This is a genomic window from Desemzia sp. FAM 23990, from assembly GCF_045528485.1.
Taxonomy (GTDB): Bacteria; Bacillota; Bacilli; order Lactobacillales; family Carnobacteriaceae; genus Desemzia.
The window spans coordinates 1-23,546 of the sequence record NZ_JBGQQW010000021.1 but is presented as its reverse complement, the minus strand read 5'-3'; the positions used below and the strand labels follow the sequence as shown (position 1 = coordinate 23,546).

General features: G+C 32.8%; 23 protein-coding genes. 11 read left to right on the top strand and 12 right to left on the bottom strand.

Translation table 11 applies throughout. From position 1 onward, the window contains the following. Positions 1 to 6: 6 nt before the first annotated feature. Positions 7 to 663, top strand: a complete 657-nt coding sequence (locus tag ACEN4I_RS09160; RefSeq protein ID WP_407123662.1) for a hypothetical protein — start codon at positions 7 to 9, stop codon at positions 661 to 663. A gap of 75 nt (positions 664 to 738) precedes the next feature. Here ACEN4I_RS09160 and ACEN4I_RS09155 read toward each other — a convergent pair whose 3' ends face one another. The 5 genes from ACEN4I_RS09155 to ACEN4I_RS09135 all read right to left on the bottom strand — a co-directional run bounded on the left by ACEN4I_RS09155 (position 739) and on the right by ACEN4I_RS09135 (position 4,803). Next, the gene (locus tag ACEN4I_RS09155; protein ID WP_407123663.1) at positions 739 to 1,095 is read right to left on the bottom strand and encodes a hypothetical protein; all 357 of its coding nucleotides are present in this window, start codon (positions 1,093 to 1,095) and stop codon (positions 739 to 741) included. Between the two features lie 312 nt (positions 1,096 to 1,407). Beyond that, complete coding sequence (locus ACEN4I_RS09150) at positions 1,408 to 1,968, bottom strand: hypothetical protein (protein WP_407123665.1); 561 nt, start codon at positions 1,966 to 1,968, stop codon at positions 1,408 to 1,410. Between the two features lie 57 nt (positions 1,969 to 2,025). Next, positions 2,026 to 3,045 carry a hypothetical protein gene (locus ACEN4I_RS09145; RefSeq protein WP_407123667.1) on the bottom strand — a complete coding sequence of 340 codons (1,020 nt, stop codon included), beginning with the start codon at positions 3,043 to 3,045 and terminating at the stop codon, positions 2,026 to 2,028. Between the two features lie 404 nt (positions 3,046 to 3,449). Beyond that, positions 3,450 to 4,139 (bottom strand): hypothetical protein, encoded by a 690-nt coding sequence (locus tag ACEN4I_RS09140; protein ID WP_407127724.1) that lies wholly within the window; start codon positions 4,137 to 4,139, stop codon positions 3,450 to 3,452. A 100-nt stretch (positions 4,140 to 4,239) separates the two neighbouring features. Next, positions 4,240 to 4,803, bottom strand: a complete 564-nt coding sequence (locus ACEN4I_RS09135; protein WP_407123617.1) for a recombinase family protein — start codon at positions 4,801 to 4,803, stop codon at positions 4,240 to 4,242. Between the two features lie 345 nt (positions 4,804 to 5,148). Between ACEN4I_RS09135 and ACEN4I_RS09130 the strand changes: the two genes are divergently transcribed. The 7 genes from ACEN4I_RS09130 to ACEN4I_RS09100 all read left to right on the top strand — a co-directional run bounded on the left by ACEN4I_RS09130 (position 5,149) and on the right by ACEN4I_RS09100 (position 13,377). After that, positions 5,149 to 5,262: a hypothetical protein gene (locus ACEN4I_RS09130; protein ID WP_407123619.1), complete on the top strand. Its 114-nt coding sequence runs from the start codon at positions 5,149 to 5,151 to the stop codon at positions 5,260 to 5,262. 224 nt (positions 5,263 to 5,486) lie between these two features. After that, positions 5,487 to 6,308, top strand: coding sequence for a CBS domain-containing protein (locus tag ACEN4I_RS09125; RefSeq protein ID WP_407123621.1), 822 nt, complete (start codon positions 5,487 to 5,489; stop codon positions 6,306 to 6,308). 324 nt (positions 6,309 to 6,632) lie between these two features. Beyond that, positions 6,633 to 6,779 carry a hypothetical protein gene (locus ACEN4I_RS09120; protein ID WP_407123623.1) on the top strand — a complete coding sequence of 49 codons (147 nt, stop codon included), beginning with the start codon at positions 6,633 to 6,635 and terminating at the stop codon, positions 6,777 to 6,779. Positions 6,780 to 6,818: 39 nt separating this feature from the next. Continuing rightward, positions 6,819 to 7,634: a DNA/RNA non-specific endonuclease gene (locus ACEN4I_RS09115; RefSeq protein WP_407123624.1), complete on the top strand. Its 816-nt coding sequence runs from the start codon at positions 6,819 to 6,821 to the stop codon at positions 7,632 to 7,634. A gap of 338 nt (positions 7,635 to 7,972) precedes the next feature. Further along, positions 7,973 to 10,363 carry an EcoAI/FtnUII family type I restriction enzme subunit R gene (gene hsdR, locus ACEN4I_RS09110; protein ID WP_407123626.1) on the top strand — a complete coding sequence of 797 codons (2,391 nt, stop codon included), beginning with the start codon at positions 7,973 to 7,975 and terminating at the stop codon, positions 10,361 to 10,363. Between the two features lie 110 nt (positions 10,364 to 10,473). Beyond that, the gene (locus tag ACEN4I_RS09105; RefSeq protein WP_407127722.1) at positions 10,474 to 11,820 is read left to right on the top strand and encodes an N-6 DNA methylase; all 1,347 of its coding nucleotides are present in this window, start codon (positions 10,474 to 10,476) and stop codon (positions 11,818 to 11,820) included. 105 nt (positions 11,821 to 11,925) lie between these two features. After that, on the top strand, positions 11,926 to 13,377 hold the full coding sequence (locus ACEN4I_RS09100; RefSeq protein WP_407123629.1) for a restriction endonuclease subunit S: 1,452 nt from the start codon (positions 11,926 to 11,928) through the stop codon (positions 13,375 to 13,377). Positions 13,378 to 14,516: 1,139 nt separating this feature from the next. On the opposite strand, the gene ACEN4I_RS09095 is transcribed toward ACEN4I_RS09100, so the two are convergent. The 7 genes from ACEN4I_RS09095 to ACEN4I_RS09065 form a co-directional block, all read right to left on the bottom strand. Beyond that, positions 14,517 to 16,034: a reverse transcriptase domain-containing protein gene (locus ACEN4I_RS09095; protein ID WP_407123630.1), complete on the bottom strand. Its 1,518-nt coding sequence runs from the start codon at positions 16,032 to 16,034 to the stop codon at positions 14,517 to 14,519. After that, complete coding sequence (locus ACEN4I_RS09090; protein WP_407123632.1) at positions 16,034 to 16,207, bottom strand: hypothetical protein; 174 nt, start codon at positions 16,205 to 16,207, stop codon at positions 16,034 to 16,036. Before ACEN4I_RS09090 ends, ACEN4I_RS09095 begins: the two co-directional genes overlap by 1 nt. 425 nt (positions 16,208 to 16,632) lie before the next feature. After that, positions 16,633 to 17,628: a hypothetical protein gene (locus tag ACEN4I_RS09085; protein ID WP_407123634.1), complete on the bottom strand. Its 996-nt coding sequence runs from the start codon at positions 17,626 to 17,628 to the stop codon at positions 16,633 to 16,635. A gap of 123 nt (positions 17,629 to 17,751) precedes the next feature. Continuing rightward, a complete protein-coding gene (locus ACEN4I_RS09080; protein ID WP_079650710.1) occupies positions 17,752 to 18,471 on the bottom strand; it encodes a Fic family protein in 720 nt (239 codons plus the stop codon). A 172-nt stretch (positions 18,472 to 18,643) separates the two neighbouring features. After that, a complete protein-coding gene (locus ACEN4I_RS09075) occupies positions 18,644 to 19,159 on the bottom strand; it encodes a DNA-deoxyinosine glycosylase (protein WP_407123636.1) in 516 nt (171 codons plus the stop codon). Between the two features lie 86 nt (positions 19,160 to 19,245). Next, on the bottom strand, positions 19,246 to 19,632 hold the full coding sequence (locus tag ACEN4I_RS09070) for a DUF5388 domain-containing protein (RefSeq protein WP_131832569.1): 387 nt from the start codon (positions 19,630 to 19,632) through the stop codon (positions 19,246 to 19,248). Between the two features lies 1 nt (position 19,633). Beyond that, complete coding sequence (locus ACEN4I_RS09065; RefSeq protein WP_407123638.1) at positions 19,634 to 20,449, bottom strand: ParA family protein; 816 nt, start codon at positions 20,447 to 20,449, stop codon at positions 19,634 to 19,636. A gap of 1,398 nt (positions 20,450 to 21,847) precedes the next feature. On the opposite strand from ACEN4I_RS09065, the gene ACEN4I_RS09060 reads away from it, so the two are divergent. The 3 genes from ACEN4I_RS09060 to ACEN4I_RS09050 all read left to right on the top strand — a co-directional run bounded on the left by ACEN4I_RS09060 (position 21,848) and on the right by ACEN4I_RS09050 (position 23,192). Continuing rightward, positions 21,848 to 22,210 carry a GNAT family N-acetyltransferase gene (locus tag ACEN4I_RS09060; protein ID WP_079650659.1) on the top strand — a complete coding sequence of 121 codons (363 nt, stop codon included), beginning with the start codon at positions 21,848 to 21,850 and terminating at the stop codon, positions 22,208 to 22,210. Between the two features lie 147 nt (positions 22,211 to 22,357). Beyond that, a complete protein-coding gene (locus tag ACEN4I_RS09055; protein ID WP_407123640.1) occupies positions 22,358 to 22,567 on the top strand; it encodes a hypothetical protein in 210 nt (69 codons plus the stop codon). A 115-nt stretch (positions 22,568 to 22,682) separates the two neighbouring features. Then, entirely contained in the window at positions 22,683 to 23,192 is a 510-nt protein-coding gene (locus ACEN4I_RS09050) for a ClbS/DfsB family four-helix bundle protein (RefSeq protein WP_407123642.1), read from the top strand. Positions 23,193 to 23,546 lie beyond the last annotated feature (354 nt).

The following is a 23,546-nucleotide window of genomic DNA, read 5'->3' as shown; positions in this document are numbered from 1 at the left end:
AAATAAATGAAAGGATTGCCCTGTAGCGTTTCAGATTCGCGACAGGGTTTTATATACAATTTAAATCCTGACTTTTTTATTTCAATAGAAAATGATGATCTAACTCGTCATGAAGTAGAAGCTTTAAGTATCGATCAAATAAAAGTACGAATGGGATGGAACCAGTTAAAATTAAAATATAGAAACCTAACGATTAAGTCTCTATTTTTAGTATCCCTTGATGGAGCAAGATACCACACAACTGTTCCCGAGTACGCGTTTATTGCAAGCAGTACAGGTAAGCGACCATTTTTATCTTTATCTTATTATAGAATGCTAGAAGATTCCTTTGAGTACTTAGTCAATCATATGATCAACTTTGCTCCGAATTCATTTACTAGTTATGGTTCTGATTCTAGTGAACAAGCTAGAAATAATATTGTCATTTATCAAAGTAAGGAAGAAGAGTCAGGAGTACAAAATAAAATAGTAAATAAATACCCAGACTTAGCTGAATTAATTGAGCCGTCATCTGAAGAGGTAGACTTTTTTTCTCAAAAAGTAAAATCTGAAATTAACAAAAAAATGGAGTATGATAAAGAGAATATTCGATATATCCTTCGCAAAAGAAATTTAGCTCAATTAATTAACAAAGAGATGCTTACTTACTATAGTGATATTTAAATTTATTACATGAAATATTTGCTCAAAAAAAAGAACCTTGTTCGAAGGTTCTTTTTTGTATGTATGGAGAACAGACTATAAATACTTATGTTTCATACTTTCTACAAGCATTGATAGTACTTTTATTTTTACTTCCATTGGAATGATCGTTTCATCGTTGTCTTCATCATAATGTATATCAGACTCAAATAAGGCGTGGTAGATAAAATCATCACCAATTTTATCTACTACAGACAATAAGAGATCTTCAAGATCTTGTTCATATTTTTCGGTATCTTGGTCATACATGAATTTAGGCTCTAATTTAGAAATCAAAATATTAATGGACTCTATAATTAATTCTCTATTTTCCTTATCTTTTCCAGAGATACTAAGTTCAAGGTTAGCGCTACCATCGTTTAAATTGTGACTAGAATACTTAATTTTATTCATATTTTCCTCCTATATTATAAATCATAATGCATTATACCTTAATAAATTTTTTTTTGAAACTAAAGTTCTTTGTTATCTATCTAGGGTGCACCTAAAAACCAACATTGGATATACGCTAATAATAACAGTCGCATAGTGGAGAGTAAAAGTATCGGACAAAAAGAGAAAATATGAAATACGAGAATAGGCTCTCACTTTGGTGAATACTAGCGAAGACTAGACACTAAAAATAAAAAAAGTAAACATAAAATATAATAACTGGACGTTGACTCTTTTAGAGGTTTCTGTTTATCTAAGCTATACTCTGAGTACTTAAATAGTGCTTCTAAAATATAGATGTAAAAAACTATAGAGATCATGCTTTACCTTTTTATAATTTTTACTAGGAACTCCATATATACCATTGAACTCAAAATGAAATTTAACTAAATCTCCGTTTACACGGCAAGTTATCTTGTTTCCAGGAATAGTTTCTGCAGAATTACATTGTACTAGCAGATATTCGTCTGAATGTATTTGTTCGATTAGGTTTTCTTTCTTTTTATATATTAAACGATTAGTAATATATCCCATGCTCCGCCATTCATAGATCTTAATGTTTCGCATAACTTTTCCAGGAAACCCGATAACGAAAAATTCAGTGGCTGATTCGTCTAGAATAATTATTTTTCTAATTGGGTAATCGCTTTGGATCTCGTCAACGCTAATATTAGCATAATGTCTATAGATGCACTCTACGTATTGATCTTTCTCAGTGAAGTAAAAGAATAAGAAAATAATTGTTTTGATTAAGGCCCATCCACCGAAAATAGTAAGTGTTATATCTATATAGCTAATTATATCTATCCAAGTTGTTACTGTTGTATCAGTCATTTATATCTGCCCTTTTAGTAAAATTTTGGTAAAATGATTAGCTTTTTCTCAATTAAGTTAATCTCTAAAAATCATATATTTAAAGCAATTATCAATTTCTTCGTCTGTTTTAGAAAAAATGCCTGTATGGTGAGAGAAGATTGTTCTTAATACAAAATCAACTTTTTGACAAACTGCTTCTATTGATTCAAGCTTCTCATAATATTTTTTGATAGAATCTCCGTGTACGATTTTTGATCGATAATTGTATGCAGTTTTTATCGCTGCATAATACTGAAGACGTTCGTCAAGATTACCACCTAATAAAATAGCCACTCGTTCAGATATTTGATGTGCTAATTCGTTGGTTGATGTAGTAAATAAGCACTCTAGTGCTGAAATGTAATTAAGTAGTTTAGTAGGAATAATAGACGAAGCTCTAGCAGCCACTGTAAAATACTTTGCCCTGTCAACTCGATTAGAATCTTTTTCTTTGATAAAAATATCAGGAATGGGTAATTTACCACCTATAGTGTCCTCATCTTTCTTATCTATAGACATCCAGTAGTTATCAGAAAAATCTAATTCTGCAGAGTAATCGTTGTACGCTTTCTTAATTTCATAATCAGAAAAAACAACTGGTTCTATTTTTCCGTTCCTGTTTGTAATGACTTCGGATAATGATCCTTTAAAAGAGTGTGCGTTTATATATTCACTATTTATTTTTTTGTCATAGATTAAAAGAAATCCATCTCGAATGTATATGCTATTGTCTTTAACAAACCAAAGTTTATGTGTAAAAGCCTGAATCTCTCTCAGCATTTTAAATACTATTATTCCGTTTTTATTAATATTTATAAATTCTCTAGCCTCATTTATTTCTTCAAATGTTCCTTTGATATATAAGTATGTAGAGTTGTCGCTAAATTCAAGTAAAGAATGTTCCCCCATTGTTTCCATTAAAGGATTGGTATAGATAATATCGGCAAGCGGATCTTTACCATTAGAAATACGTATATTATTTCCTAACTTTATTCCTTTATTATATGTGCGCCCTAACTCTAGGTTATGTAATACAGTTATAAATAGGTATTTCATAAATAACCCCTCTTTATGATCTGGATTTTTGTAAAATAGTTATCTTAATGCGTAGTAACTATACTACTATAACAGAAGTATGACACTAAAAGAAAAGCAGTTTAAACTATATAAAATGCTATCTGATTAATATTTTTATTGTAATATGAACAAATATATATCAGATTCAATGAACATAAAAAAGTTTAGCGTTGTAGAATATAGTCATAACTTAAGACTAATGAACATGAATTAACAAGCGTTACCTAATAAGGTTTGGTTATACTCATTTCTTATAATCATAAGGTGTAAAATCAATCTTAACGAAAGATATGGATATAAAAAACGCATTTTAGTCCAGTTTCGTGGATAGTGATCCACTTTCAAATCTGAAACAGGCTTAAAATACGTTATTTTTCTCTTGATTACTGATTCATTTCATTTATACAGTAGCTTATTAAGCTTAAAATTCTAAAATACAAATATTCTCTAAAATCATCCGAATAAATAGGCTCTTTTCCGTTTTCGAAATGTCTAATATGGTAAGTATTGCCTATCTGTGTTAATTCCTGAAATTCTCTGCTTATCAACTCTTTTGTTACTGGTGATTCTTTACTAACTATATCAATTAGTCTAGTTACAGACTTCTTTTTATTTTCTCCATAAATAGTCTTTAATCTTTCGAAAGTATCCCAAATTTTCTCTAATGCAATTTGCTTCTGTTTAGATTCCTTAGATCTTATATATATCTTCGATTCTTCTATTTTTTCATTAATTATTTCATCTATAGATCGAGGTGTAGTTTGATTTAATTGTTCATTACCTTCATTCTCAATTTCCTCATTGGACTGTTGCTCCGCTGGATTAACAATCATATAAGCTAATATAGCTTCTTTTAATTGTTCAAGTTCTGGACGGTAATCAAATTCCGTTCCAGCGGAAGTCATTTTCCCTGATTCCCTAACATGTTTTGTTAGTCCAGATAATAAAATAGAATATTTACTTCTTAAGTTTCTCCATAACTTCTCGGATCCATTTCGTGAAGATAGACTTTCCTCTATTTTTGGAAGATCAATCTTTATTTGTTCATAGACTTCCTTTGTTATTTTGACCATATCAGCAGTCCTTCCTTAGTAAGTTTAATACTTGAAATCATAATTTGTTTCAGGATGAGTGCATTTCGATTGCAGCAACGTTCGGTACATGTTGCAATCGTTATTTTTGCTTACTCTTTAAATATCGATAGAGAGTAGCTTTACTAATGCCGGTCATTTCAGTAATTTCTTTGACACTGTATATCTGGCTCTCGTACAATTTCACGGCTCGTTCAATATCACGCGGGTTTACACGTGGGCGTCCTCCTTTGCGTCCTCTGGCACGTGCACTTTTCAATCCTTCTTTAGTGCGTTCGACAATTAGATCGCGCTCGAACTGGCTGAAGGCCTGAAAGACGGTCATCATGAGTCGTCCTTGTGGGATAGTCGTATCAAAGTTCTCCTTCAGGCTGACTAGCTTGACGTCGTGATCCTCGAAGTAAGTGACGAGATCAATCAGATCCTTGGTGCTCCGTCCCAAGCGGGAGAAGCTTTCCACCACTACCGTATCCCCTGGGCGCAGCTTGTCTTTTAATCGGTTTAATTCCGGACGGCTAGCCTTCGTTCCTGTCATCTTCTCCATCAGAATTTCGTTGCAGTTCTGTTTCTCTAGCAGATCTAGTTGACGGTTCAACTCTTGGTGCTGCGTGCTGACGCGCGCGTATCCGTAGACATACCCACTCATGGTCATCGGCCCCTTTTTTGCTTTTATTGTATCACAAAAGGTAGTTAAAGATCCATAGATAAAGATACAACTTTTGAAACGAAAAAACCCCCATTTACGGCCTGAAGAGGGAACTTTTTTATTTGTCTCATAATCGATTGTTTTTGATACACAAATAACAGAAAAAAATAGAACATCTTCTGATTTTACGACTCAGAAAGAAAATATCCAACTATCTTTAGCACCTTCGCGGATTTTGAGTGTGATCTAATCGTGGAACGAACTCAAGAAGGAAAAGAGATTGCCAAACAGCGATCAGGTTTTCGTTAAAGACGTCCGAAAAAGTTTTTTCAGCAGCAAATTAGTTTGGCGATCAGGCTTCTGAAAGATCATTCTTACACGGAAGTTGAAAAAATGACAGGAATTAGCAAAAGTACTTTAACTAGACATAAAAGAATATTGCAGACGACACAGGGGTAACAAGAAATATTATCTATCAAATTAAGAAGTAAATATTAAAATCACAAATAAAACGAATAAAGAGAAGATGGATCTAACATTGTATATACTAATAATAACGATGATTATCTAATACTAGTGCAGTAGTCACTCTTTAACCTAAGTAAGTGTTTTACGTCACGTCTGTGACTACACACGAGTTAAATGCTTTTTTAAGGAAGAATAAAATTACTAGGAGGATACTTTTGAATAAAGAAACAGAAAAATCAAGTAAGCAAGTAGAATTCATAAAGTTATTCAATGAATTACATAAATTTTTACAAACAGAACTATACGTAGATTTTATGAAGACAAAAAGAGGTAAAGAGAAAAAGAATAATAATAATCCAATGACCTTTGAAGAGTGCCTGTATACAATAAAGAATAGATACAAACACACAATTCTAAATAACTATATAGATCAGTTATATCTTATCAACAATTTTCGCAATACGATTGTACATGATTCTACAAATGAATTTTATGATATTGCTGAACCCTCAGATTATACGATAACAATATTAAAAGAGGTTTACAATTTTTTCTTGAAACCAATTACTGTTAAGAAATACTTGAATTCCAAAAAGTTTGGTAGTCCCTTAACCGTATCAGCGGAGCATAATCTCGAAGAAATACTAAGTTTAATCTCAGAATATAATTTTTCTCAATTTCCAGTTTTTGATAATGATGAGTTTTCAGGAATGGTAACAGATAATGGATTAATAAACTTCATCGCTAAGTTAAAAGATGACGGAGGAATAATATTCGAGGACAATAAAGTGAAAAACATTATAAAGGGTGAAAATGCGTATGAGGAGAATAAAGAATCATATGTAATACACTATCAGGAAAAAGAGTTGTATCGTGTATTAGATGCATTTACTGATGTAGAAAACGTAATACAGTATGTATTAATAAGTAAATCTGGAAAAGAAGGTTTTAGATCCAAAGAAGATTTAGTTGGTATATTTACAACAGCAGATATACCAGATGTCGTGAAGTATCTAAAAGAAAAATATATGGAATAAGTAAAGAGAGAGACTTTATATATATGATGGTTTAACTCTTAATAGCAAATTTATTTGTCTGGAATTAGAAAAGTAACCTGACCCGCTATAAACTAAAGAAGGTAACAATTTCCTAATAAGAGAGTAGAAATCCAAAAATTTTCTATTAGAACTGAATGTTATCTCTAAAATTTCAAACCTATATGTGTGTTGAAGTCTAGGAATATTAAAGGTTATATTAGTGTAGTTAATACTCATGTAGAGTTAATAGTTTGTCCAAAAGATGTATAACTATAAATCTACTGATACTTATTTTTGCATAAAATTGAAAGAGGAGCGAAAACATTGATAAAAAGAACATGGTTGTTATTGGTTGCAAGTAGTGCCTTACTAATTAGTGCCTGTACCCCAACAGGAGAAGCAACGGAAGAGGTAATTGAATCTGAATCGATCGAAACAGAATCAAAAGAAGAAGAATCGTCTAGTCAATAATTTAAGGAAAGTGAAGAGCAAGAAGAAAGATCTGCTTCTTTGGAAGAAATTTCAAGTGATGAATCACAACTAGCTGAAGAAAAACAATCATTTGTATTTCATGATGGTTATACGCTAATTGAAGTGGACGGAGGGGATTTATCTGGCTATCGTCAAGCGAACGTTGTCGTGGATATTGGCTTTGGCGATAGAGAATATTGGGGCTATACGAATGAATACGGTCAATTAGTTCGGGTGGTCGCAAATGAAATTGTTGTACAAGATGATTCTGCTGAGTCTGTTAATTCAAACGGACGCTATTACGGTGATGAAGCCAAAGTTCCAGGAACAGAAGATTCCATTCTGGATGAAGGACACATTATTGCTGATTCTTTAGGCGGTGTGGCCAATGCCTATAATATTACTCCACAAGACAGTGTATTGAATCGTCATGGGGATCAAGCCTATATGGAACGAACAATTCAACAAGCAGGTGGAGCAACTAACTTCGAAGCGATTATTACTTATCCAAATACAACTACTCAAATTCCAAGTAGTTATAAATATACTTATACTGTCAATGGGAACCAAGTAGTGGACGAATTTGATAATATTAACCCCGACGAATACAATGAGCAGCAAGGATTAACGGGAAGAAGCAATAAATCTTCATCATCTACTGAATCTTCAGGAGCAGAATCTGCGGCAGCAAGTACTCCTAATGGAGGAGACGTATCAACAGTAGACGTCAATGGTAATGGGATAGTTACAATCGATGAAGCAAAATCTGCAGGATATTCTATGCCGATTACAAGTGATCACTGGTTATACCAGTACATGAGAGATAATGACAATGATGGAATGGTCGGAGAGTAAAACCAGATAAAAAAACATGTATGATGATCTTAATTGAGAACATCATCCATGTTTTTTTGGTTCTATAATATTACTCTCCAAATGATATTATGTATTCGAATTTTTTCTTTAGACTTCTTTAAAAATTTCCTTTCTACTAAATAAGGTAAGCATTTTAAGTACATATATTTAAAATTACTAGTATTTAAGATAGTAAAAAAGATATCGCTAAAAGAATGTAGTTAAGCAAGCAGTTACTACTATATGTAGTTGTTAAATAAATTAATAGCATTATAATTAAATTATTGATGAGATCGTTTTATTCGTTGGAGAACGAGATGTTGAGAGGAGGAAAATAAGTGAGTCGTCTAAAAAAAGAGATGAATGAAACAGAAATACGTACAAATTTCATTACACCAGCTATTGTCCATTCAGGATGGGACAAATTGCAGCAAATCCGGGAAGAGTTTAGAATTACCGACGGCCGTATCATTACACGAGGAAAAGTGGTCACCCGTGCAAATCCTAAATTTGCCGACTATGTCTTAAACCATATATCAAATGTCCCTTTAGCCGTAGTAGAGGCTAAAGATAACAAACATACAGTGGCGGCAGGATTGCAACAAGGAATGGGATATGCCCGCCAGTTGGATATTCCTTTTGTATATTCAAGTAACGGAGACGGATTTGTAGAATATGATTTCTTTACTGGAGAAGAACGTGAATTACGACTACAGGACTTTCCGTCGCCAGATGAGTTGTGGCAACGGTACAGAGTAGGAAAAGGGTTTGCGGATAGTCCAGTTAAAGAGGCTCTTATAACGGAAAAATATCATTATGTAAAGGGAGACAAAACTCCACGCTATTACCAACGAATTGCGGTTAACCGTACAATTGAGGCGATAGCAGAAGGTGAAAAACGTATGTTACTGGTTATGGCAACCGGTACAGGTAAGACTTACACTGCTTTTCAAATTATTTGGCGAGCATGGAAAGCTGGTAAGGTGAAAAAGATTTTATATCTAGCGGATCGAAACATTCTAGTTGATCAAACTATGGCTAATGATTTTGGTCCTTTGGCAGATGTCATGACAAAGATTGAGAAACGGAAGATGGATAGTTCATTTGAAATTTATATGTCGTTGTATCAACAATTGTCTGGTGAAGATGGAACTGAAGCATTTAAAGAGTTCTCTCCAAACTTTTTTGACATGATCATTGTAGATGAAGCTCATCGTGGTAGCGCACGTGAAGAATCTAATTGGCGGAAAATATTAACTTATTTTAGTTCAGCAATCCAATTAGGGATGACAGCAACGCCTAAAAAGGATGACAACGTGAATACCTTTGATTACTTCGGAGGTCCGCTTTATACCTATTCTTTAAAACAAGGGATTGATGATGGGTTCTTAGCACCTTATAAAATTGTACGTGTGTCCATGGATAAAGATCTAGAAGGGTATCGTCCAGAAAAAGGAGAGACCGACGTTCATGGTTTAGAGATTGCAGACCGCATATACAATGGGAAAGATTTCGATCGAAATCTGATTTTAGAAGCACGAACTAAACTAGTAGCCAAACGCTTGACAGAATATTTGAAAAAAAATGATCGTATGGCCAAAACAATCATATTTTGTGTGGATATTGAACATGCTGAACGGATGCGTAAAGAGCTTGTTACACTTAATGAAGATATGATGCAAAAAGATTCGCGATACATCATGAAAATGACGGGTGATGATATTGAAGGATTAGCTCAATTAGATAATTTCATTGATGTAAACAGTCCTTATCCAACCATTGTGACAACTAGCAAACTTTTAACAACAGGTGTAGATGCAAAGACCGTTCAAATTATTGTATTGGATGCTAACATTGGTTCTGTGACCGAATTCAAACAAATAATTGGTAGAGGTACTCGTTTGCGGACCGATGTTGGAAAGTATTATTTCACTATAATGGATTTCCGTAATGCAACCAATCTATTTGCAGACCCAAATTTTGATGGACCTGCAGAATCAATTGTTGATGTGATTGATGGTGGCGAGATGCCTGACAACGACCATGATATGGGTAATGAGGGTGAAGTTGGTGAGAATGAAGTCCTTTTGACGGATGGTGAAGAGGGAGATAATGGTGAAAAAGGAAAACTTGGAATCGTTCCTCCTGCACCACCTGGAGAAAGAGAAGGTCAGATTAAATACTATGTGAACCATGTGCCTGTACGCGTTTTAAACGAGACAGTCTATTATTATGATAAAGACGGGAAAATTGTCGCGGAAGGTATGCGGGAATATAATAAGAAAGCCATCAAATCAGAATTTGCAACTATGGACGACTTCATCAAAAGATGGTCCAAAGAAGAACGAAAAGATGTTATTATTCAGGAACTTTTGGATAAAGGCGTTTTAATTGAAGAATTAGAAGAGGAATTTGGTTCAAATTATGATGCTTTTGATCTCATTCTTCACGTGGCTTATGGTCAAAAGATGATGACACGTTCGGAACGTGCACAACGCGTAAAGAAATCTGAAAAGTTAGCTCAATACTCCGGAATCTCCAGAGAAGTAATAGATGCGTTGATTCAAAAGTACCAGGATACGGGTTACGCTGATTTTGATGATGTTCATGTGTTAAAATTAGACCCATTGAATCAGTTTGGAAACCCAATGAGTATAGCGCAATCTTTTGGTGGCAAAGACTCTTTTATTAAAACAATGCGAGAATTAGAAGATTCTCTTTATGCTTAAAAAATTTGGAATAGCTTTAATAGAGTTATTCCGTTTCTTAATTGTTCGGGTACTACTTATAAAGTATGGTAGTCTTTAAAAAATATAGCAAGAGTTAAAGGAGTAGTAACATGACAATAGAAAATTTAGTAAAACGAATCCAGGATATTATGCGACAAGATGCGGGTGTGGATGGAGATGCTCAACGTGTCTCTCAATTAGTTTGGTTATTATTCTTAAAAGTCTATGATGCCAAAGAAGAAGAATGGGAATTTATGGATGAAAATTATGAATCCATTATTCCAGATGTGCTCAAATGGCGATCATGGGCACCAGATAACAAAGATGGGAAAGCACTAACAGGTACGTCCTTGTTGGATTTTGTAAATAATCAACTATTCCCAACTTTAAAGGATTTAGAAGTAGATGAATACACGCCACAACGTGCAGCAATTGTTAAGACTGTATTTGAAGATGCTTATAATTACATGCGTGAGGGAGTTTTGTTGCGCCAAGTGATAAATGTTCTAAACGAAGTTGACTTCAATGATTACCAAGAACGCCATGCGTTTAATGATGTCTATGAAACATTCCTAAAGAGTTTGCAAAGTGCTGGAAGTTCAGGTGAGTACTATACAAGTCGTGTATTAACTGACTTTATTATTGATATGTTGAATCCAAAAATAGGCGAAGTCGTAGCAGACTATGCTGCAGGAACCGGTGGATTCTTAACAAGTGCATTAGAGCATTTACGCCTACAAGAAGAAACACCGGAAGACCGTGAAATTATCAATAAAAGCATTGTCGGTATTGAGAAGAAAGGTCTACCATATATGTTGGCTATGACAAATCTCATTCTGCATGACATTGACGAACCCAGTATTAAACGTGGCAACTCACTAGCAGATAACGTGAGAGAAGTAGCTGATAAGGATAAAGTAGACATTTTTGCTATGAATCCGCCTTACGGTGGTGTTGAAGGTCCTGGTATCCAAGCAAATTTTCCAAGTGACATGCAGACAAAAGAAACGGCTGATTTATTTATGGCAATGATGATGTTCCACTTGAAAAAGAATGGTCGCGCAGGAGTTATCTTGCCGGATGGTTTTCTGTTTGGGACTGATGGGGCTAAGATTAACATCAAGAAAAAACTATTAAAAGAGTTTAATTTACACACCATTGTACGTTTACCGTCCGGAGTGTTTGCTCCTTATACAAGTATAAAAACAAACATTCTATTCTTTGAAAATAAAGGAACGACTGAGAAAATTGATTATTACGAAATTCTTTTACCAGAAGGCGTGAAAAACGGATTTACTAAAACACGTCCGTTTATGAATAAAAATATTGAAGGAGCACGAAAATGGTACTTGAACCGTGAAAACCGGGATGAGAATGCTTACTCCGTAACCATTGAAGAGATTGAAAAACGAAATTTTAACATTGATATTCGAAATCCTTTAAATATTAAAGAATAAGAGATCTTTACGTTAGATGAACTTATGACCGACCTCAAAGGAAAGGCATTGGAAATTGAAAGTCTCATTGAAGAACTTTCAGCTGTTTTGAAAGGGGGAGAGTAAATGGCTGATACAATCGCATTGATGAAGAAACGTGTTTTGAATATGGCCATACGTGGGGAGCTAGTGGATCAACATCTGGAAGAGGGTACTGCTCAAGAGTTGATTCTTAGAACACCGGAAGTTGGAATTTTATCTAAAATTCAGGAAGATAATAGTAATCTGTTATACAATATTCCGAAAAATTGGGAATGGGTAAAAGTTAAAGATATTGGTTTAACAAGGGGCGGGGATGGTTTTCCACTTAATATGCAAAATAAAAATGAAGGGAAATACCCACTTTTTAAAGTAGGCGATCTGTCTAAAGTAACTGGCAATTATGCAGTTAACTCAGAATATTGGCTCGATGAGGAAGATTTTAAGATTAAAAACTTTTTTGTCTTTCCTGCTAATACAATAGCGTTTCCAAAAATTGGAGCTGCACTGTTATTAAATAACAGAAAAATCCTACAGCAAAAATCTCTATTGGATAATAATTGCATGGGATTAATTCCGAATATGAGAGTTAATCATGAGTATCTATTTTATTTTCTTAAAACTATTGATTTAGGGATGCTCTCAAAAGGAACTTCAATCCCCTCTGTTTCTCAATCACAAATTAACAACATTGATTTTCCTCTTCCGCCACTCTCCGAACAGAGACGAATCGTCGCTATAATTGAAGAAATTTTCACGGTCATTGACCAAATTGGCATACGAAAAGAAGAATCTCTTGCAATCATTGAAAATATTCGCCAAACTTCTCTCCAAAATGCTATTATGGGGCAATTGGTGAAACAAAATGAAAATAACGAACGAGCGTCTGAATTATACGAAAAGATAAAGAATGAAAAAGAAAATTTAATAAAATTAGGAAAAATTAAGAAAGAGAAACAATTGCCAGAAATTGAACCGGAAGATGTTCCGTTTGAAATTCCAGAGAGCTGGAAATGGGTTCGACTTGGAGAAATCATCAGTTTGATATCTGGGAGAGACTTGGCAACAAAAGACTTCAATGTAACAGAACAAGGTCTACCGTATATAACTGGTGCGAGTAACTTCAATTTGGGAAGACTTACAGTAAGTCGCTGGACAGAGAATCCTAAAGTTATATCAAAGTGTGGTGATTTATTAATAACAGTTAAAGGTACTATTGGAGATATGCATTTTCAAGAAATTGAAGAAGCACATATTGCAAGACAAGTCATGGCTATAAGAAATGTATCTGAGATAAGTTTAAAATATATAGGGTGCTTTTTAGATGCTGAGCTAACGAAATTAAAAAATAAAGCAAAAAGTATGATACCAGGGATATCTCGCGACGACATTCTTAATTTTGAATTTCCCCTCCCACCACTTTTTGAACAAGAGCGTATCGTACGAAAGCTTGACCAAATCATGGCTATCTGCGATCAAATGGAAGCTCTCTTGTATGAATCTTCTCCGACAAATGTAACCTTAAAAGTAGTAGAATAACAAACAGCACCTCTACAAATGTAGAGGTGCTGTTTGTTAAATAATCCATACTCATATGGCGAGTATTATATAGTTTTTAAAGAAGTGTTAGAAGAATTAATCATACTGAATCTGCTTATACTCCATATTCTGAAATGCTTGCATTTATATTTGTTCTTTTTATAATTATGATATCCAAACCTCTTGCGTAGCATATCCGTTCCTATAAAACAGGTTAATGAAAATTTGAAACATCTGATAGACGGTATTGTTCACTAAAAGGACTTTCTGTTATAAAATAATACACAGTTTCATTCTTAATAGGAATAAATCATATATTTTAGAGGAAGATAAAAAATAACACTATTGGATAGGTTTCTGGATACACGATTTTACATAATTTCATGTGTATTTATTTTTAAAATAAATATTTCAAAAAAACTATGAATTATCCATGTATAGAATTAATCCTCTTAATTTGTAATAGTATTTAGTAATGATTATTGTAACGTATTTTAGTAAACTTGAAAAACCTGAATTTATAAGGATCTTTGTCGTTTTTATTTTTTTGTAAAAAACATTCCCAAAAACACTTGTATTTGGGAATGGATTAAGTCAATTAATTAATCTCATTTAAACACAACAAACTGCTGCACCAAGCACTTCTCCTGGAGGAGATGTTTCCTCTGTAGATACGAATAGAAATGGGAATGTAACCATTAAAGAAGCAAAAGATGCTGGCTATTCTATAACAATTACAAGCAACCATTGGTTATACCAGTACAGGAGAGATAATGATAACGACGGGATGGTTGGAGAATAAATATAAACCTAAAATAAAAGACCAGATTAATTTCTGGTCTTTTATTTTAGGTTTATAAGTAACTTTGAAGAGCAATAACTTAAAAAAGTAATTTAAAATTCAGCGACGTTTCGCTAATTTAATCTTTATTGATTCAGATGTAGCGTATGGTGATTTATTAAAGCGTCTTGAAACAGAATGAAAAACTGGTTGTTTCTTGCTGAGTATATCATGGTTGGCCGTTATAGCTCCTTTCAAAGAGACTATATTCTTTGTATAGCTCAATAAAAAAAGAATCCTATTATTATAGGATTTTCGGAATATATTATTTGGCCGTTTTTTATGTTCTTGTTAAAAATTACTCTATACTTTGTACTATTGAATCTTTATTTTCCACAATAAGTGTATTTATTTCTTTAATTGGAATTATTTGAGAGGGTACTGAAGTCCCCTTAACTGCAATTCCTACTACTTCATTTTCAAAGTTTACAACAGGACCACCACTATTTCCCTGAAAAATAGTTTGAGATATTTCATATCTTAAATTACTATTCTCATAAACTATTCTATCTATTTTTCCATCGGTAACTTTTAACTCATCATTATAAGAATATTGAGGGAATCCTAATAAACGAACAAAATCACCAGTCTTTAAAGGACTAACTGAAGCAAGTAGACCTTTATTCTCCATATCAAAACTTTCAGGTTCTAAGATAACAATATCTTTTTTTATATCATAGTAAATTATTTTTGCAAAGTACGAAACCTTATAGTCATTGCCTTTAAAATATCTAATATTATATGGTGGGGCAGCAATTTTATTTCCTGAATCAATAGCGTTTATGACGTACTCTAATACATGGTAATTAGTTATTAAACCGACTCCTTTTAAGTGAAAACCAGTACCTTGTCCATAGCCAATTGAAATCATGTCGTCTTCTTCTTTATCATAATATGTAAAATCACTTTCGCTCTCAATAATAAAAACGTTATCTTGGTAAAATTGATTAGGCACTAATATTTTAATAGCTGTGACATTAGTAATTGAAATAGTCTCCACTAAGTCATTAAACCTAGTTGCTAATTTTATAAAGACTGAATCATTGGTTCCCTTTACATGCCCTACGTGAGTTATCATACCTTTTAAAACCTTAAACAAATCTATTTCATCAGAATAATTTTTATTTCTGAATGGATATTCGTCTTCAAATTTTTTAATGGGTATATCCAAATTGCTTATATTTTGTTCAACAGAATGTAATATAGCTCTAATCCGACGTATGTATGTTCTTTTAACATTTAGTTTTTGATTTACTGTTATACCTGTAACTTCTTGGTGTTCTTTATTTCTTTGAAATCTAACTTTTTGGTTATTAATAATAAAACCGTTATCTGTTATTATTTTTATTAAGTTAGTTGATAACGCAGGAGCCTCATTTTTAATTTCCATAATTTGACTGGGAAGTGGAAGATTCGAGGAAAAAGTTATATCATCCGCATACCTAGAATATCGAACACTTCTCATCCTTCTTGCCATATTTGTTAGTTCTTTATCCATTGTCTTCGCTATAATATTAGAAATAATTGGAGAAGTTGGTGCTCCTTGAGGTAAAAAACCATCAGGATGACAACAGATATTAGCTAATGTATATGCTACTTTTGAATTTAATTTAAAATAACGAAGAAACATATTACTGACACGTCCATAAGAAATACTTTCAAAGAAATTTTCTAAATCTAAGTTTAGAATATATTTTTTTCCAACGTGAATTTCTGCATTCGTAACTATATCTTTCCCTGAGACAAAACCATGTGCATTTGTATGTGGAGAAAAATTATCGTAGAGTATATCTTTTAGTTTTCTTTGTATTTCCATTAAAGAATTTTTAGGTTTATTGATCTTTCTTTTAGACCCATTTTTTTAAAAATTTCAAATTCAGTGTACTGATTTCTTTTATTGTAAACAATTATGTTTTTCAATTGTTCTTTAGTTACACCTAACATAATCGCAACATCTTCAAAATCTTTTAACAAATTTAAACTATTCATATAATTTCCTCCAAAAAAAAGAGTAAGGCACTCTTCCTATCCTTTGACGCATATATACGATCAGCGTAAACTAGTAATCACAGTAACACGCTGATGCAGGGGTTGGATTATAACGTGATAAATAGATAGCAGTTACACCATCCTAAATTCAGTTTCCTTACTCAATACTCATTATATCTTTACATTTCTTACTTTACTAGTCTTTCATATCTAAAATGTCAGAAAGTAGCAGTATTTATACCAAGATTGTTAAATGTTTATATGAATAGAGATAATGAATATATTTATCATATGTAAGTTATTCTCTAATTCAAATGTACCTAAGCAAATGTATTTAAGTATACTTTAGCCAGATTATATTTTATTTGTTACTAGTAAAATTTTTTAAATAAATGCACATGTTTTTAAGGTTTTTAATTTGTAAATCAGAAAGGTAAATCACTCTCATATACTTCGCACATATGTAGCCTTTCAGTTACGTATGTTTTATGATCTTCTAAGATTTTACCTAGTCCATCATAAGTTTTTATATTTAATTTATAATTGAAGATTTCTTCTACTTCATAATTGTAGGGGTTAACAGATTCTTTTAGTTCTAAAAACTCTAAAATGTTTCGCTCAAAAAGTTTATCACAAGTATTCTCTAATAAACCTACATACTTGTCATTATATCCATTCTGCTTTAGGAAGGAGGAATAGACTTCGTATCTAAAGGAAGTGCTAGTATTTATTTTATTATATCCTTCCGTGTACATGAATTTCAGAAGTAGAAGCTCGTCAGGCTGCAATGTACCTCTTTCAATATTCTCAAGTATAATAGGAGAATTATCCTTCTCGACGTTTTCAGACTTTTGAGTTTCGTATTGTATTTCTAATCTAGTTGTGAATTTAGCAACTTGCCGCGTAAGAAAATTTTCCACACTTTTAGAACCATAAATATTATATATTCCTCGAGTTTCTTTTTGTAATTTTTCGCGAAAATAAACGACTTTTTGATACTCTTTAACATCTTGAGAATTAGTCGGTGCAGAAGTATCACAAAAAAATATTCCAATTCGATCCGCGTTTTCTTTGCTGAATACATCTAACTCTTCTAAAGTACCGGATTCAGCTCGACTGGTGGGGGAACCTAATTTAGATTTTAAAATCATTATTAGAATATCACTATCTAATAAAATCCTTTTATTTATCAACTCTTGTCCATCTTCCGTTAAACTATATTCAGAGCTAATAGATTTTTCCCATCTGATAGGTAGCAGAATTATCTTTTCCCTTTCTGAATTCAAGTCATTCCATTCATAAATAATGTCTTCCACTTGATTTCTCTCATCTGAAGTATCATTTGGAGAAGCAATAAATATTTTCAATACTGTCGCCTGAAATCCCAAACTTATTCCTCCTTCTGTATTATCTTGATTCATAATTTTATTTCTAGGTTTCGCATTCTCATTTTACAAAATTTAGTAGATTAAACTATTGTTTCAATTTTTTTAACTATTTAATTAACCTACGTAAAAGCATATGATTATACTTTTACGTAAATCTTAATCGTACTTAATTTGTTCCTCATCCATATTTTGAAATGCTTGCATTCGTTTCTGCTCTTTATTCAGTCTTTCTTTTGCGAATTGAAAGAAGCCATCTACATCTTGATTGGCCAAAAATTCGACATACTGAGCTTTGGTTTCTTTTTCAATAATAAGTGGTGGGAATCCTTCTTGCAACAACGAATACATCATTATCATCCGCCCAGTTCGGCCATTTCCGTCTGAGAATGGATGGATTCGTTCGAATTGGATATGGGTATCCAAAATCGCTAACAGTTTGTCATCGCTCGTTTTAGCGTTATCTAACCGATACTGCAGGTTATCCACTAGCTGTGCTACAAGCAAAGGCGTTTCAGCTGGAGAAGCCGTTTGGAACTCGGCACCTATAATAATGTTTTCACTCTTTTTAAACTGTCCTTTATCATACTGCAAGCGATCCGTTAAATCAGCATGAATCTCTTTAATGATCGTTACAGAGAGTAGTTCTTCATTAATTAAATGGCTGGTCATTCTTTCAAAAGCTTGCTTGTGATTTTCAATCTCATAAAATTCTCTAACTGTTGCCCCCGAACTATTCGGTAAAGTTCCATTAACAATAATAGAAACCGTAGCCGGTAAAGAAATCGTGTTTCCTTCTATCCCTGCTGAATGATGAGCCAAACGAACAAGAATATCATCGAGATATTCCTGCGTGAATTTTTTTAAAGCGTTCCTCATATGATCGCCTTCTCCCCTCGTTAACACTAATTTATGAGCACACTTAGGATAACTTGAACAACAACTCCCCCGAAGTGTTAAAGTGGTATAATGTTAAAATGGTACATAACATTACCAGAAATGTTTATGCTCTCTTTAGTAGGCTCTGATTTTCAAATCAATTCCTTAATGTTTATAAGCTATTTACTACCTTGCTCCACTGTACAACTTTTTCTTCAAACGATTTTACATTTTTACCTGGAACTGGGCTAGTAGAAGGTAACTTAATAAACTGAATCTCTGTAAAATGCTGGAAACCGATTTTTGTTTTAAATATTTGATAGGCTTTGTTCCCATTAAATCCGACAATTTTTAAGGATGAATGTTGCTTAAAAAAAGACATAAAGTCATTTAACACATCTTCTGTGATAGCAAAAACTAAACTCCCTACTCTTTTACAGCGATGGATCACGTCCCATAAAGCAATATGATGTTCTTTCAGAACATTAATTCGTTGTGGATATTCTTCAGGTAGTTGTAGTTTGAGGATTTCCTCCATTATTTTCCACAATTGATTCCTTTTATTAGCATAGTATTGCCCTCTTTTGAGAGATTCTGTTCCAGGCATGAATCCTAGAATCAAAATTTTAGCTTGATCGTCGATAATAGGAGCTAAACCAAATCTTTTGTCTGAGGTTAATAGAACCATATTTTTATCCCCCTTTGTCGTTCAGTCACATGAGAGTTGATTTTTGAAACGTTATGGTATCTAATCCTTGTATTACTGCTAGAATGTTAGTTTTTATTAGCTTTTTTTTGGTGTCTCTTGACGTCTTTATCTTCGTAGATTTGAACTAAATCCTCAAAACGTTTTGCATCGCTATCGTTTAAATTTTCAACGTATAAATTGACAAAAGTCTCTACCATTTCTTTTTGACTATCTGAATGTCCCATTGTAATCAGAGCCGCTATTTTATTGCGGATATGATTGTCGACGCGAATATTCACTGGTTCCGTTATAAAACTGGATACAATCGCTTTTTCTTTTGAGGATGGTTGTTTACTAGAATTGTTTTTATCAATATCAACACGGCTCACTTGGTTGTTTATCTCAATCTTTGGTCCACGGGTCAGTGTTTTTTTGTTTTTATTTTTTATTTGATCATGATTTAATAACGCCATTCTACACGCCTACTTTCTCTAAACGACTCAAAATTTCGGTAGATACGTTGGTAAATATCTCGTGAACTCTCCGATCATGAATGTCTTTGGGATTATCTGTAACGCCTTCCATGTCCATTCGCTTAATTCGTTCCATAATGGATATTTTATTTTCAAAAACATTATCAGGTCCAAAGCTTTCCAATGCTGCTTTGAGAATTTCTTTATCTACACGTGCACCCTTCTTACTTAATACCGGTAAAATGCCTAATATGTCTACGGAAGAATGAAATTCATTAATCAGAGTCTCTTGTAAGTAAGTTATAAACACCTCTGCACCAGATAAAGATCGCTCTTGTGTTTGTAGAACAACTATAATTTGGTCACAAGCATAGAAAGCAGTATCATTTAATAAACTCAGTGTAGGTGGCACATCTATAAAGATGAAGTCGTAATCCGATTTTAAAGGTTCAATGAGCTTTTTGAAAAACGAGACGCGATCTAATTCGTTGTCAAAATTTCTTTCCAGGTACCTAGCATACATAGAAAAATCAACCGCATTTGGAATTAAAGTAAGATTTTCTTTAATTTCTATTGTTACTTCCTTTAAAGGAAGTTGATCATTAATGGCTCCCATTAATGACTTATCAATGGTGATAATATCACTATCCGCTGATTTTGTTTTCAAAAGTAAGGATGTTAAGTTTGCTTGAGCGTCAAAATCAATAATAAGTACTTTGTGTCCCGATTTAGCTAGATTGTATCCTACTAGTGCTGTCGTGGAAGTCTTCCCTACTCCGCCTTTGAAGTTTGCAAAACTCATTACAGTTGCTGTCATATACTAACTCCCCCTAAATGTTATTTACCACTATCATACCTGAACTCATAAAAAAAGTATACCGAAACTCCACCTAAATGTTATAAAACACTGAGGCTGTCTTTGTAATTGAATTAAACTCCCCCGAAGTGTTAAAGTGTTACAATGGTAAAATGTTTAAATGTTAAAGTGTTAGAATGTTCAAATGTTAGAATGTACAAATGGTAAAATGTTAAAGTGTTATTTTAATAACTCCAAAAGGTTTTTATAGCAACGAATATAAGTAACTACCCCGAAGTGTTAAAATGTTAAAATGTTAAAGTGTTAAAGTGTTAAAATGTTAAAGTGTTAAAATGGTATTTAACATTTTAACACTTTAACACAACATTTTTTTTTAGCTAAAAACCGTTTACAAACCTTTGTTTAATCGATATCTTTAGTACATGAAAATAATTGAATACAAAAAAAGCCCCGTAGACGCCAATCTACGAGACACACAAAACTTATCCGGTTATATGTGTCTATTATACCAGCCTCTTTTTGAGTTGGCAATAATAGGTCTTTTTTAAAACTGTAGGGGACAAGCTGCAGCCATGAAAAACTGGGACCAAGGGGACAGGTTAGGCGCTAGCCACTTCAATAACTAGCGATAGGGGATCAAAAGAGATTACTGTATGCACTCTTTCCCTGAATGGTGTCCGCGACCGATTTAACGGCGGGGGTGGTAATCCTAGGCCAAAAGCCTGGTAGCCTAAAACAATGCTCTTTGGGAGGGTTTTAAGAGGGTTTTAGGTGTGTCTCAATAACACCAACGCATACAGATGTGATAGTGGCTCCAATCGTCTCGCCGACGTTAGAATGTAAAACACATAAATATTTAAAACGCATGTTGTACTCTAGCTAGTCATATATTTTATTTTTATATGGCAGTCTAGGGTACAACTATGCTCAACACCAAAACATCAACACCTCTGTTAGCAAAGTGACTAATAGAAAGCAAGTGTTTATTTAAAATTACGTTAGTTTTTAAATACGAGAAAGTAATTCAAGTAATTCACGATTCAAAACACTTTAGTACTAATATACAGAATCTTGAAAACAACATGTTGGAGATAATTAGGCGAAAGTAAGATTTAGACTAGTATCGATCCAGTATTAAGAAAGATGTTGATGAATTAAATTAAAGTATTTATAGTAATTTTGAAGAGAACAAAACTGAACGAAATTTTAATGATATTAATAATCAGCTTGATAATATAAATAATCAAATTAATATTCTTGATAAAGAAATAGAAATTTGATAAGAAGCTCTAAGGGAGGAAAATGGATACTTCATGAGAAGAAATGGAATTAGTAGTATACACATAATATTCCAGTTAGTCTCTCGTTTTCTTACCACATATTTTTTAAAAGCATTGTATGTTAAGTTTTGTAGACAGTTCTGTTGATTTGAGAAGTCAAATTAATTATTTCAAAATGAAAATCACTGGTGCAGCAAATGGAACGTATAAATTATCTTTCATAGTTGCAGATAATAAAATAATTGGGTGTATCGACTTACATAACATAGATTCCACCACTGGAAAGGCTGAAATTGGATACTGGATTCATTCAAGTTATTCTGGTCAAAATATAGTTTCTAAAGCAGTCAAAAGGTTATGTACGTATTCTTTTGAAGTGCTTGAATTAAATAAATTAAGTATTTTTGCTGATGTTGAGAATATAGGCAGTAACAAAGTAGCTATAAAAATAGGGTTCAAATTAGCGGGAATTAAGTTATAAGACGTGATTAGACACAACGAATACAGGGATTTGAACGAGTATTATTTGTTGAAACCTGATTCTGATAGTCACATGAAACTGACATTATGACATTACCACACTAATCATTGTCAACTTGAAACAGTAGAGGATATCTTTGAAAGTAACTTGAAATTATCAGAAAATTTAGAAGTGGCCATTGAGAGACTAGAAAATCATGACAAAAAAATATTAGAACTAGAACAAACCTTAATAGAAAAAAAGTATATTCAGTTAAATTTCAAAAAAACTTTATATTTTTCACAAATGAGCAATCGAAAACCCCTCCACTATAAGGATACCGGATTACTTGGCTTAATTGGAATTTATGTTAATTAGAAACTATTAAATTAGGTTTTTTTAATCTGCTATGCGTTGCAATATAAATGTTGCTTAGTTCTATTTTTTGTCTCAAAATATACTTAGATAAATCGAATATTTTAGGAGGTATTTTATGAAAGACTACAATAGCAAAAAAGAGCTAGTGGAGACCATTCAAGAAAAATATCAAAAATACATTTCAGAGTTTGTATCTATACCAGAAAACTTAAAGGAAAAAAGGATTGAGGAAGTGGATAAAACTCCTTCAGAGAATCTTTCTTATCAACTTGGCTGGATTAATCTTTTACTACAGTGGGAAAAAAACGAAAAGCAAGGTAAAAATGTGAAAACACCTGCTGAAGGCTACAAGTGGAATAATTTAGGTGGATTGTATGAATCATTTTACGATCAATATGGATCTTTTTCTTTGAAAGAACAGGAAGTTTTATTAACTAAATCCGTTATGGAGCTGTGTGAATGGATAAATTCATTATCTGATAAGGAATTATTCGAACCTGAACAACGAAAATGGGCTACTACAAAGGCAAAGTGGCCATTGTGGAAATGGATTCATATAAATACAGTTGCACCATTTACGAATTTTAGAACTAAAATTCGTAAATGGAAAAAGTTAACCTTATAGTTTTATACGAAATACCTTTATAGCTATTTCGTTAGAATCTCCAGGTCTTTTATTATAATAGTGAGTACTTTAGTAGAAAATATAAATATATTAGCAACATTCGAAAAAGCTATGTACATACTAACGTCAATTTCAATAGTTTTATACGTTTTTAGTTACTTTACTCTTTACTTCGGAACCTAAAAAACCTTGGACTAATTGATTAGTCCAAGGTTTTTTTATTAGGTGACGAATTTACAATTTAAGTGCAACAACAATAATAAAATAAAAAAAGATCCATAGTTTTCCTATAAAATAGATGTACCAACCAACTATTAGAAGGAGAAAGCTATGAATCCATACACACATCTTACC

Bases quoted from the DNA above. Each gene is read 5' to 3' on its own strand.
- ACEN4I_RS09160 (WP_407123662.1), top strand. From the start codon at position 7: ATGAAAGGATTGCCCTGTAGCGTTTCAGATTCGCGACAGGGTTTTATA.
- ACEN4I_RS09155 (WP_407123663.1), bottom strand. From the start codon at position 1,095: ATGAATAAAATTAAGTATTCTAGTCACAATTTAAACGATGGTAGCGCT.
- ACEN4I_RS09150 (WP_407123665.1), bottom strand. From the start codon at position 1,968: ATGACTGATACAACAGTAACAACTTGGATAGATATAATTAGCTATATA.
- ACEN4I_RS09145 (WP_407123667.1), bottom strand. From the start codon at position 3,045: ATGAAATACCTATTTATAACTGTATTACATAACCTAGAGTTAGGGCGC.
- ACEN4I_RS09140 (WP_407127724.1), bottom strand. From the start codon at position 4,139: ATGGTCAAAATAACAAAGGAAGTCTATGAACAAATAAAGATTGATCTT.
- ACEN4I_RS09135 (WP_407123617.1), bottom strand. From the start codon at position 4,803: ATGAGTGGGTATGTCTACGGATACGCGCGCGTCAGCACGCAGCACCAA.
- ACEN4I_RS09105 (WP_407127722.1), top strand. From the start codon at position 10,474: ATGACAATAGAAAATTTAGTAAAACGAATCCAGGATATTATGCGACAA.
- ACEN4I_RS09100 (WP_407123629.1), top strand. From the start codon at position 11,926: ATGGCTGATACAATCGCATTGATGAAGAAACGTGTTTTGAATATGGCC.
- ACEN4I_RS09095 (WP_407123630.1), bottom strand. From the start codon at position 16,034: ATGGAAATACAAAGAAAACTAAAAGATATACTCTACGATAATTTTTCT.
- ACEN4I_RS09090 (WP_407123632.1), bottom strand. From the start codon at position 16,207: ATGAATAGTTTAAATTTGTTAAAAGATTTTGAAGATGTTGCGATTATG.
- ACEN4I_RS09085 (WP_407123634.1), bottom strand. From the start codon at position 17,628: ATGAATCAAGATAATACAGAAGGAGGAATAAGTTTGGGATTTCAGGCG.
- ACEN4I_RS09080 (WP_079650710.1), bottom strand. From the start codon at position 18,471: ATGAGGAACGCTTTAAAAAAATTCACGCAGGAATATCTCGATGATATT.
- ACEN4I_RS09075 (WP_407123636.1), bottom strand. From the start codon at position 19,159: ATGGTTCTATTAACCTCAGACAAAAGATTTGGTTTAGCTCCTATTATC.
- ACEN4I_RS09070 (WP_131832569.1), bottom strand. From the start codon at position 19,632: ATGGCGTTATTAAATCATGATCAAATAAAAAATAAAAACAAAAAAACA.
- ACEN4I_RS09065 (WP_407123638.1), bottom strand. From the start codon at position 20,449: ATGACAGCAACTGTAATGAGTTTTGCAAACTTCAAAGGCGGAGTAGGG.
- ACEN4I_RS09060 (WP_079650659.1), top strand. From the start codon at position 21,848: ATGTTAAGTTTTGTAGACAGTTCTGTTGATTTGAGAAGTCAAATTAAT.
- ACEN4I_RS09050 (WP_407123642.1), top strand. From the start codon at position 22,683: ATGAAAGACTACAATAGCAAAAAAGAGCTAGTGGAGACCATTCAAGAA.